Origin of the sequence: Waterburya agarophytonicola KI4 (assembly GCF_020640915.1) — a bacterium.
GTDB lineage: Bacteria > Cyanobacteriota > Cyanobacteriia > Cyanobacteriales > Xenococcaceae > Waterburya > Waterburya agarophytonicola.
Genome location: NZ_JADWDC010000017.1, coordinates 68,680 through 79,201 on the forward strand (window position 1 = coordinate 68,680; position 10,522 = coordinate 79,201).

Consider the following 10,522-nt stretch of genomic DNA (forward strand, 5'->3'; position numbering starts at 1 on the left):
GTGAATATTAGTAGAAAATCTAAATATTTTCTTTATATTTATCCTTATTAGATTAATATTTATAGTGTTGCCAGAGTTCAATAGTAAGTGAGCCAAAACAACATAATTTATCGCGAGGTCAAGCATTGTGAATATTACATTATTGCGCCAAATCTGGAGTTTAATCGAAACTACTAATGCCTCAGAATTGTTGGAAATTGGCGAACAAGAATTAGTACAACGATTATTAAATCGCTTAGACGCACAAAAACCTCTAGCTGACAAAGAGCGCGTTAGTTTAAATGACTATTTACATTCCAAAATAGGTTTAATTAAAGATACGGCTGAAGCCCGTTTGGTATCTGCTTAAATTGTTTAGTTTATTGAAAATCAAATATCTTAGATTTTAAGCCAAGTTGTATAACTCCAATTGATGAGCCAAATTATTTGTCGAACCTTAGCTATTTGCCATTGTAGTAGCTGATAGCTTTGGCGAGTTTGATGAATGTTATGTTGTCCCCGAGCTAAAATAACGGGGGCAGCCTGGAATGCCAAACTAAAATACTTTTCATAATTAATGGCGATCGCGGTAATTCTGGCGATCAACAAACCCAATTGCCAGATTCTAATAGCGATATAAATATTGAGAAGAGTAATTGATAGATTAATAGCGACGATGAGATATATCATTAAGTGCTTAAAATAGAGCTAGATTAATTCAATTAGTTAAAATCGAATGAAACTGCTAGTTCTCAGTAATGGTCATGGTGAAGATCGAGTTGCTGTTCGTATTATAAAACAGTTACAAACTGTTACCAATAAACTAGAATTAGTAGCTTTGCCCATTGTGGGAAAGGGTTATGCTTATACAAAAGCAAATATTGCGATCGCGGGAAGAGTGCAGCAGATGCCTTCTGGCGGTTTTATTTATCAAGGTGGTACTCCACTATGGCAAGATGTGCGTGGTGGATTGATTCAATTAACCTTAGAACAAATCAAGCTTGTACGTCAATGGGGTAAAGGAGATGGGGTGATTTTGGCGGTGGGAGATATTGTCCCTTTACTATATGCGTGGTTGAGTAAAGCTAATTATGCTTTTGTTGGTACGGCTAAATCGGAATACTATCTGCGCGACGAAACAGGCTGGTTGGCTAAAACGTCTCGGATTGAGAGAAAAATGGGTTCGGTGTACTTGCCTTGGGAGCGTTGGTTGATGAGTCGCGAGGCTTGTAAGGGAGTATTCCCTAGAGATAGCTTGACTACAGAAATTTTAGGACAATGGTCAATTCCCGCCTACGATTTGGGAAATCCAATGATGGACGATTTGACATCCGAGATGGAATTAGCAGATTCTAAATGTCTTGACATATTGCTTTTAGCAGGTTCGAGAATGCCAGAGGCGTTAAGAAATTGGCAACAGTTATTAATTGCAGCATCAAAAACCATCGATGATTTGCAGTCAAGATCCCTGGAATTTTTAGGTGCGATCGCTCCTGCATTGGATCTCAAACCATTTATCGAACTAGCAATCGAGCAAGAATGGCAAATCACTGGAGCAAAAGCCGATATTTGTACTCTGACTAAAAAAAATACTACTTTAATTTTAAGTCAATCGAACTATTCCCAATTTCTCCAACAGGGAGACATTGCGATCGCTATGGCAGGTACGGCAACGGAAGAGTTTGTTGGTTTGGGCAAGCCTGCAATTATTATGCCAGGAGAAGGACCGCAATTTAACTATGCTTTTGCCGAGGCTCAATCTCGTTTGCTAGGTTGCTCGATTGTGATGGTAGAAAGTCCCGAGCTGGTAGGCAAGGCGATCGCCCAAGTGATCAATAACCCCGAACAATTACAACAAATCACCCTCAATGGTAAACGTCGGATGGGAGAATCTGGGGCAGCATTTAGAATCGCCCAATGTTTGCAAAATAGGCTGTTGAAGGAATGAAAAATTCGAAATTCTATCCAGAATATCGCAACAATTGTTTATACTTAAAAATGAAAAGTGTGAGCAAATTTAAGATTTGCTCACACTTTTTTAGACTTATTCAATTATCTTATTTATTGAATTCAACTTGATTAAATTAAATCAAATTAAATAACATTACTAACATCGCTGGATAATTCTAGTTTGAATTCTTCACTTAAAATAGTATCCAAATCAAGTTCGATTGCAAGTAATTCTAAAACCTCAACACTGTTGTCAATTTGAGTAGCTGTTGCAGTAGTCATATTTTTCTCCTTAATTTTCTATTTGAAACAATCTTTATTGGTATCGAAATAATTTGTTTTTGGATTACGGCTTAGACAAACTAATAAGTTTTGTCTACTATCTTCGTTAATTTACTTTCAGTGGTTCTAATACTTCTTGAAGCTCGTCATCTGAAATATAGCCTCCTGGTGGAGGGCTAAACAGCATCAAAGCTGTTTCATAACAAGCTCTTGCTATACGAGTTCGCTCAGAAGCAGAAAGCTTGGCAATAACCTCTACGTTTTCGTTTGCATGACCCGCATCAGCACCAATGGAACTGTGGACACGCAAACATCTAGTAGCATTAATTTCAGGAGGGATTAAAGACTCAACCTTGTCGATATAGTCTTGCTCGATGCCTAAAGATAGACGTTCCATAGTGTAGGCATAGCCCACAACATCAATCGGATCGTCATCCTGTACGCTACGAGTAAAGTAATCGATCAAAGCGATTGCAGCAGGGGGTTTTAACTCCTCAACAATTGCTTCGGCATCGTATCCTAAAGATTTGATGTCGAGTAACGCAAGTCTGTCATGACCTGTTTCCTCTTCAACTTTCTCTAAAGCCCAAGATTCTAAATTAGAACGACCATTAGCAGCAAAACCGACAGCAGCATCTGTAAACAATCGCGATGCAGGAGAAGTCAAGTGATAAGCACTTGCCAACCTCCAGATCCAGCGGGTAGTAGTTAGGGCAGGGGGTCTGGAGTCAGACTTGACGGCAACTTTAGCAGCTGCGATCGCTGTATCCAGGAGTTTTTTAGTGGTGGCAAAACTACCAGCACAATCCATAGGACGAGCGAAGCGATCGCTTTGTGACTGTGGTTGATACAACCAAGCACGTTGCGAATTGGCTACTACTACTTTGCCTGGGGCAATTTGCGCCCATTCAAGTTTTGACGAACTCTCAGATACCAGTCCAGTATTGTCTACCTGTCTATTAACAGAACCTATGTTAGCTTCGTTAGCCATAAAGATCTCAAAACAAATTATCGAATATTTACGGTTTGCCCCATTACATGGATGCACTGACCGCATTAAGTTTTCTCGATTACAAAATGAATAAAATTAATGGTTATTAGCGATTTTTTCCATGAAAAAACAATTTACAACCAATTCAAGAAAATACAAAATATTATTTTTACCTTGAATTTTCTCTATTTTTAGATCATCTTAGACGAGATAAATCGGATTTAACTCCTATAAATAACTAGTATTATTTCGCAAATAACAAGTTATTGATACTGGTAATTATTAAATATATTTTGCTTGACTGACATCAGAGTAACCACGGATATTTTGATTAAATATGTCTTGGAGATGCTTGTTGTTTATAAATAAATGTTTTGAGTTTAAAAATGTATTTTATTTAACTCAGTATTTTCTCGAAAAAAAATCAAATATTAAAATAAAATAAACTAAAAATAACCCCAATAAAATCAAATCTATTTTGTTGCTAATAGCTTGAAAAATAGATTTGACAACTAAAAATATCGAGTCAATACAAAACTAAATAGATCAGTGTTAACTATTAAGTATAATTACTGTAACAAAACTTGGCGATCGCCAAAAAAACAAAATAACCCAAAATTATTTTTACTCAAACATCAAAAATCAGTCTGCACAAGACCAGCAAAATAGGTTATCAAGTATAAATATTTGCCTGGGAAATAAATAATTGGTATGCAACTATTAGATCGGATTCGTTTAGGTTTGGCTGTTGGGGTAGCAAAAATCGTGACTAAAATAGTGCGATCGCTCTCGTTGGGTGCTGCTTCGGTATTACCAGGGGAAATATCTCGCCGTCTTCATCCTCGTCTTCTACCTCTACTATTCGAGCAGGTAAGCAAAGGAGTAATTTTGATAGTAGGGACAAATGGCAAAACTACTACTTCTTTGTTATTAAAACAAATTCTTAGCGATCGCGGTTTTGCAGTAGTTCACAATTCTAGTGGTGCAAATTTAATTAATGGTCTGATTACAGCCTTATTAAACAGCACTAACCTTACAGGAAAGCTGATAGCTGACTATGCGATCTTAGAAGTAGATGAAAATATCTTGCCCTTGCTTCTCCAAGATTGTCAGCCAAAATATATCCTTGCGTTAAATCTATTTCGCGATCAATTAGATCGATATGGAGAAGTCGATACCATCGCTCAACGTTGGGGAAAAGCAATTTCACCTTTATCAAAAGACACTACTATCGTCTTGAATGCGGACGATCCTACTCTTTGTAGTCTGGGACAACAGCTAACGCAAAAAGTACTTTATTTTGGACTCAACGAACCAGAATTATATTTAGAAGAAATACCCCACGCAGTTGATTCCATTTATTGTCCTAGTTGCGGACATCTACTCGATTACAAAGGAGTTTATCTTTCTCACTTAGGAGATTATCAATGTCCTAGCTGTGGTTTTGCTAAAAGTAAAACTGCCTTAGATAGTAAAGAATATCCCCAAATATTAATCGGAGTATATAACAAATACAATACCCTCGCAGCGGGCTTGCTAGCCCAAGAAATGGGTATCGAGACTGATGATATTTTCCAAACGGTGAAAAACTTCAAAGCAGCTTTTGGTCGCGCCGAAGAATTAGAAATAGATCGCAAACAGGTGCGTATTCTCCTATCCAAAAATCCTGTAGGAATGAACGAAACCATTCGTGCAGTCAACAAGATCAAAAAGACAGGTAAATCTCCAACAACTCTATTAGTCTTAAACGATCGCATTCCCGATGGTACAGATGTATCTTGGATTTGGGATGTAGATACGGAAGAGCTAGTCAAGCTGGGGGGGAATTTGGTGATTAGTGGCGATCGCACTTATGATATGGCGTTGAGAATGACCTATAGCTGCGAAAAAATTGCCACGGATCGAACTAATTTTAATTTAATCGTTAAAGAAAATTTACAAGAAGCGATCGATACTGCTCTAGAGCATACTAGCACCACAGAAACTCTGCACATCATTCCGACCTATTCTGCGATGTTAGAGGTAAGAGAAATTTTGGTAGGAAGAAAAATTCTTTAATTTCTGATCTCGAACGCACATTCTTGGTTTTTAAGTTAAGAATCATGGTAAAAAGCTTAAAAATTTTTATATGAAGTGTGAACGTAGTAAGCTGATTAAATCACACTTAATTTAAGTTGTAAAATCGCTCAAAATAGACCTTAAAAAATCGCTCTATGTGCCAAAAAAATATCGCAATATTGAGGAAAATAAATGTCAACAGCACCAATTTCGCTTTAATTTGGTGTTTTTGAGCCAAACAAGTATTTTAAAAAGTAATTTGACTGCTAAATCTTAAACCACTCATGAATCATCGCCAACTTTATCACTTTCTCAAACCAGCCATTTTCATGCCGATCTCGATCGCGGCGTTGATAATAGTCGGACAAAATTCTGTCAGAGCCAATGCAAAAGACTCTTTATACCTGGCTCAAACTCCACAATTACCCCCAGGAACAAATGTTGACGATCTTCCTAATTCCCCTCTGCCAGACAATCAGAAAGACCCAGGATTTAATCCACTACCACCGATTGAAGATTTTTTAGACTCTCCCCCAAATCAATTACCAGATTCAGGATCGTCCGAATCAAACGTAGAATTCACAATCAAGCAATTCAAGCTCAAAGGTAATACAGTTCTAGAAGAAGCAGATGTTGAGGCAATTGTTAAAGATTATCGCAATCGCCCCATAACTTTTGCCGACTTACTAGAATTAGAAACCAAAATAACCAGACTCTATACCGAAAATGGTTATATCAACTCTGGAGTGGTGATTCCTTCTCAAAATGTAAGCAAAGGAATTATTACGATTAATGCTATTGAAGGTAAAGTTGAAGAAATTAACGTCAACGTTAATGGTCGTCTCAAAGAGGGTTATATTCGCTCTCGCTTAAGTAGGGGAACAAAAAATCCTCTCAACATCAACGAACTGCAAGAAGCACTACAGTTATTACAGCTAAATCCTTTGGTAGAAAATCTCAATGCTGAGTTGTCCGTGGGCTTGAGTCGCGATCGCTGGGCTTTGGATGTAGATGTCAACCAAGGCAAAGCATTCGATCCAGTATTATTTGTCAACAACTATCGTACTCCCAGCGTGGGCAGTTTCCAAAGGGGTATAGAATTAAACCACAATAACCTCTTGGGTTATGCAGATCGGGCTAGTTTTATTTATAAAAATACCGACGGTAGTAACGACTTTGACGCTAGTTATAGCATTCCCTTCAACTCTTTAGATGGTACGGTAGGGTTGCGCTACCGCTATGTAGATAGTGAAATTATTGAAGAAGAGTTTGAAGAATTAGATATCGAATCTCAAACCAGTGAATTCGAGATTACCCTAAGACAACCCCTACTCCTTCGCGCCAATTCCGAGTCAACCCAAGAATTCGCCCTGGGACTAGAATTCTCTCGTCAATCCAACTCCACCGAACTTTTGGGAGAACCTTTTCCTCTGTCCCCAGGATCGGGAGATGAAAGTGGCGATCCTGACGATATTGGAGAAACCCGAATTTCGGCGATCCGTTTCTTTCAAGACTGGACTAAACGAACTCGCAAAGATGTCTTAGCAGCGCGATCACAATTGAGTGCGGGAGTAGATATCTTTGATGCCACGGTTAATGAAGGCGCGCCAGACGGCAAATTTGTTTCTTGGCGAGGTCAAGTACAGTGGTTGCGACAATTACAGTCTAGTTCCAACATTAACCTCCTGTTGCGATCGGATATTCAACTTTCATCTGACGATCTCGTACCTCTAGAAAGATTTAGTTTAGGTGGAGTTGAAAGCGTGCGGGGTTATCGTCAGGATGCTCTATTGAGCGATAGTGGCATATTTGCTTCGGCTGAAGTGAGAATTCCTTTCTATCGTTGGAATAACGCTCAAAGCAATCTGTCCGCCATTCCTTTTATAGATGTTGGCACTAGCTGGAGCAATTCTGAAAATCTCAATCAAGACGAAGATACCGTGGCATCATTTGGAGTAGGGCTGCAACTAAATCTTGATGATAGTCTTCGCGCTAGAGTTGACTATGGTATTCCGTTAGTTGATGTGGAGGATAGCGACAACACCTTACAAGAAAATGGACTTTATTTATCTCTAGAGTATTTTCCTTTCTAAATCATTAAAACTAATATACTAGGTTTCATTCAGAACAATGAGTCGAAAATTAAGATCTAAATTGCTACGAAATGGGAGCGAGTGGCTCAAAAATCAGTTGGGCTGGGTCAATATTACCCCTCGATGGAGTAAAACCACTGTGGGTTTTTTAATCTTAGTCAGCATTGGTATTTCCACCGCTATTACTCTTCCCGCAGTATCTCAAGACGTTCCAGAAATGCCTCCCATTAAGTTGGCTCAAAAAGGCAAGGAATATTACGAAGCAGGACAACTCGATCGCGCCATCAAAACCTGGCAACAAGCAACAGAAGCTTATAGAGCAGCAGCAAATAATAATGGTGTTCGAGAAAGCTATCTCAATACAGCTACCGCCCAGCAAGCATTGGGTCTTTATCCCCAATCTTGTGAAAGCATTTTAGGAGCGTTTAACCTAATCGACAAAACAGACTGTAGCACCCTCATCGAACAGGCTCAAGAGATCGAACCCCAGCTAGGGGGAATTATTCCCATAACTTCAGAAGCGGAAGGCAAACTACTGCCAGATCTTTCGGGTATTGATAAATATCCCGACACCCCCGATAAAGTAATTGGGTTGCTGCGTTTTGGAGATTATCTCCGCGAGAGTGGCTATCCTAGAGTCGCTACCAAAGCTTTGAAGTTAGGTCTAGAAAGTACGGAAAAGATGGATGATTCTAGCCAAAAAACCGCTACTTTGCTTAGTTTGGGAAATGCCCAAAGAGCGATCGCTTTAGAAAAACAAAATCAGTTTCCCTCTCAAACGGTTATTCTAGATGTCATTGCCAACTCTGGAGGAACGGCAGAATCTGCACTAGCTCCCTATCAACCAGCCCTAGAATATTACGACCAAGCAATTGAAACTGCTCCCAATCAGCTAGATGGTATTAAAGCGGAACTCAATAGCTTGAGCTTGTTGCTAGATATCCAAGAATTTTGGCAAGGTGCGATCGCGGATATTAACAATAATATCGACCTCCTCGAAATTAGCGACGAAGACTTTCTTCAACAAATCGAAGATGGAGCAAAATGTCTTGAAGGTGAGTTAGAGGAACAACTAAATCCGCAAATTTCGGCAAAAATAGGCAAAATAGAACCACAAGTAGCTAAGTTACCCGCTAGTCGTGCGGGAATCTATGGACGAATTAATTTTGCTAAAAGTCTGATTCGCCATGACAAAATAGACCGCAATACAGGAGAAATTCTAGCAACGGCTATTAAACAGTCGCGTAAAATTAAAAACGTGACCGCAGAAGCCGAAGCAATGGGTTATTTAGGATCACTCTATGAAAAGCAAGAGCGATATTCAGAAGCACGTCGTTTAACCGAAGCTTCTTTGCAGTTAGCGTCTACAGCAGAATATCCTGAAGTAGCTTATCGTTGGAATGCTCAACTAGGTAGAATTTTGGCAGTTCAAGGCAATCGGAACAATGCTTTGACTGCTTACGAATCATCCTTTAACACCATTAAGGCTTTACGTAGTGATTTGGCGACTACTCCTGTCGAACCAATTTTCCGCGAATATATTAGCTTGCTACTGGAAGAAGAACCAACCAAACCCCAGCTAGTTCAAGCCCGCGATGTTTTAGAATCTTTGCAGATTGCTAAATTGGATAATTTCTTCCGCGATCCTTGTTCTCAAGTATCAGAAGATCCTGTTGTAATTGATGATGTAGACCCCGAAGCTGCGGTAATTTATCCTATTCTCCTAGAAGATCGTTTAGAAGTAATTTTGACTCTTCCTGGGCAACCTTTACGTCACTATGCAACCCAAAATATCACCAAAGAGAAGGTTGATAATACAATCAAACAATTACGCCGTCGCTCTCTAACTAATCCTGGTTTTGCCGAAGCAATTCGCAGTACTCGGGGTAGTGATGATGCGGGAGCAGAGAATGAAATTGCCGAGATTAAAAAATCTCAAGAAGAATCATTACAGCAAGATATATTACCTCTAGCCTCGGAAATTTATAGTTGGTTGATCGAACCAGCAGAAGCAGAACTAGAAAAGAGTGGCGTAAAAACTCTTGTCTTTGTTTTGGATGGTTCCCTGCGTAATATTCCCATGTCCGTGCTTTATGACAACAAAAAGCAAGAATATCTAATTCAAAAGGATTATAATATTGCCTTGAGTTCTGGGTTACAGTTGACTGCTCCCAAACCTCTAAAAAGACAGCCCATTAAAGTTCTAGCAGCAGGAGTTACCAGAGACTTTCCTAAATACCGTTTTCCACCCATTCCTAAGGTAGAAGACGAGCTGAAAACTATTAAAAATATTTTTGGCGAGTCAGAAATCCTACTCAACAAAGAATTTACCGAATCTAGCTTACAGCAGAAATTACAAGAATCAGATTTTCCTGTAGTTCACTTGGCAACTCACGGTCAATTTGGCTCTACTTCCGACCAAACATTTATTCTCAGTGGTGCAGAAGAAGGCAGCCCTTTGATCAATGTAAATCAGTTTGATAACTTACTGCGAGTGGGCAGCTTAAGACGCTCTCAGCCCATTGAATTACTAGTTCTTAGTGCTTGTAATACCGCCCAAGGTGATAATCAGGCAATTCTCGGTTTAGCAGGGGTTGCAGTGCGAGCAGGAGCGCGTAGTACTATTGCAACATTGTGGGGTGCTAACGATGAAGCTACGGCTAACTTGATGGGTAAGTTCTATCAAAATTTATCTGCCGATGCTGAGATCAGTAAGGCAAAAGCTTTACGTCAAGCTCAACTAGCTCTGTTGGCGGAAGAAGATTCCCAATATCGTCATCCTTATTATTGGGCTCCTTTTGTTTTGATTGGAAACTGGTTGTAAATTGAAATCGAACGATTGAAATTCTTCTAAAGGCGATCGCACTTACTAGGTACAAAACTAACTGCGATCGCCTTTTATCTTTACTGCCAATTACCCACCAGATTAAAAATTAGCGATCGCCATTTACATAGCATTCAAATTACTTTATAAAGTAACCGAACTAGTTTAAATTTACTCGTGCCAAGCTTCATCAGTCAAAGGTAATTCATTTAATTCAGCACGAGCTTCGCGCCAAGTCGGATAGTATTCGTCGAGGATGGAGACAAAGCGATCGCTATGAGTAGGTTCGATCCAATACTTCTTGTTTAAGGATTAAGCAGTGCTAATAATCGAAAAAGTAAGCTG

8 protein-coding genes and 1 pseudogene are annotated in these 10,522 nt (G+C 39.3%); 5 read left to right on the forward strand and 4 right to left on the reverse strand.

Translation table 11 applies throughout. The features are described 5' to 3' along the window. The first annotated feature begins 127 nt into the window (after nucleotides 1-127). A complete protein-coding gene (locus I4641_RS09255) occupies nucleotides 128-349 on the forward strand; it encodes a hypothetical protein (protein ID WP_229640204.1) in 222 nt (73 codons plus the stop codon). Between the two features lie 29 nt (nucleotides 350-378). Here I4641_RS09255 and I4641_RS09260 read toward each other — a convergent pair whose 3' ends face one another. Then, complete coding sequence (locus I4641_RS09260; RefSeq protein ID WP_229640205.1) at nucleotides 379-669, reverse strand: hypothetical protein; 291 nt, start codon at nucleotides 667-669, stop codon at nucleotides 379-381. Between the two features lie 46 nt (nucleotides 670-715). Between I4641_RS09260 and I4641_RS09265 the strand changes: the two genes are divergently transcribed. After that, nucleotides 716-1,927 carry a lipid-A-disaccharide synthase-related protein gene (locus tag I4641_RS09265; protein WP_229640206.1) on the forward strand — a complete coding sequence of 404 codons (1,212 nt, stop codon included), beginning with the start codon at nucleotides 716-718 and terminating at the stop codon, nucleotides 1,925-1,927. Nucleotides 1,928-2,073: 146 nt separating this feature from the next. On the opposite strand, the gene I4641_RS09270 is transcribed toward I4641_RS09265, so the two are convergent. Beyond that, nucleotides 2,074-2,211: a hypothetical protein gene (locus I4641_RS09270; RefSeq protein ID WP_229640207.1), complete on the reverse strand. Its 138-nt coding sequence runs from the start codon at nucleotides 2,209-2,211 to the stop codon at nucleotides 2,074-2,076. 106 nt (nucleotides 2,212-2,317) lie between these two features. Then, nucleotides 2,318-3,202, reverse strand: a complete 885-nt coding sequence (locus I4641_RS09275) for an iron-containing redox enzyme family protein (RefSeq protein ID WP_229640208.1) — start codon at nucleotides 3,200-3,202, stop codon at nucleotides 2,318-2,320. Between the two features lie 711 nt (nucleotides 3,203-3,913). Between I4641_RS09275 and I4641_RS09280 the strand changes: the two genes are divergently transcribed. The 3 genes from I4641_RS09280 to I4641_RS09290 all read left to right on the forward strand — a co-directional run bounded on the left by I4641_RS09280 (nucleotide 3,914) and on the right by I4641_RS09290 (nucleotide 10,177). After that, entirely contained in the window at nucleotides 3,914-5,260 is a 1,347-nt protein-coding gene (locus I4641_RS09280) for a Mur ligase family protein (RefSeq protein ID WP_229640209.1), read from the forward strand. Nucleotides 5,261-5,544: 284 nt separating this feature from the next. Further along, nucleotides 5,545-7,353: a ShlB/FhaC/HecB family hemolysin secretion/activation protein gene (locus tag I4641_RS09285; protein ID WP_229640210.1), complete on the forward strand. Its 1,809-nt coding sequence runs from the start codon at nucleotides 5,545-5,547 to the stop codon at nucleotides 7,351-7,353. A 37-nt stretch (nucleotides 7,354-7,390) separates the two neighbouring features. Further along, on the forward strand, nucleotides 7,391-10,177 hold the full coding sequence (locus I4641_RS09290; RefSeq protein WP_229640211.1) for a CHAT domain-containing protein: 2,787 nt from the start codon (nucleotides 7,391-7,393) through the stop codon (nucleotides 10,175-10,177). A gap of 171 nt (nucleotides 10,178-10,348) precedes the next feature. On the opposite strand, the pseudogene I4641_RS24150 reads toward I4641_RS09290, so the two are convergent. Next, nucleotides 10,349-10,468: pseudogene (locus I4641_RS24150) on the reverse strand (metal-dependent hydrolase); the annotation flags it as partial. Nucleotides 10,469-10,522: the final 54 nt, after the last annotated feature.

What these genes read in the sequence shown, in the direction of transcription:
- I4641_RS09265 (WP_229640206.1), top strand. Translation starts at nt 716, where the DNA reads ATGAAACTGCTAGTTCTCAGTAATGGTCATGGTGAAGATCGAGTTGCT.
- I4641_RS09290 (WP_229640211.1), top strand. Translation starts at nt 7,391, where the DNA reads ATGAGTCGAAAATTAAGATCTAAATTGCTACGAAATGGGAGCGAGTGG.
- I4641_RS09275 (WP_229640208.1), bottom strand. Translation starts at nt 3,202, where the DNA reads ATGGCTAACGAAGCTAACATAGGTTCTGTTAATAGACAGGTAGACAAT.
- I4641_RS09270 (WP_229640207.1), bottom strand. Translation starts at nt 2,211, where the DNA reads ATGACTACTGCAACAGCTACTCAAATTGACAACAGTGTTGAGGTTTTA.
- I4641_RS09285 (WP_229640210.1), top strand. Translation starts at nt 5,545, where the DNA reads ATGAATCATCGCCAACTTTATCACTTTCTCAAACCAGCCATTTTCATG.
- I4641_RS09260 (WP_229640205.1), bottom strand. Translation starts at nt 669, where the DNA reads ATGATATATCTCATCGTCGCTATTAATCTATCAATTACTCTTCTCAAT.
- I4641_RS09280 (WP_229640209.1), top strand. Translation starts at nt 3,914, where the DNA reads ATGCAACTATTAGATCGGATTCGTTTAGGTTTGGCTGTTGGGGTAGCA.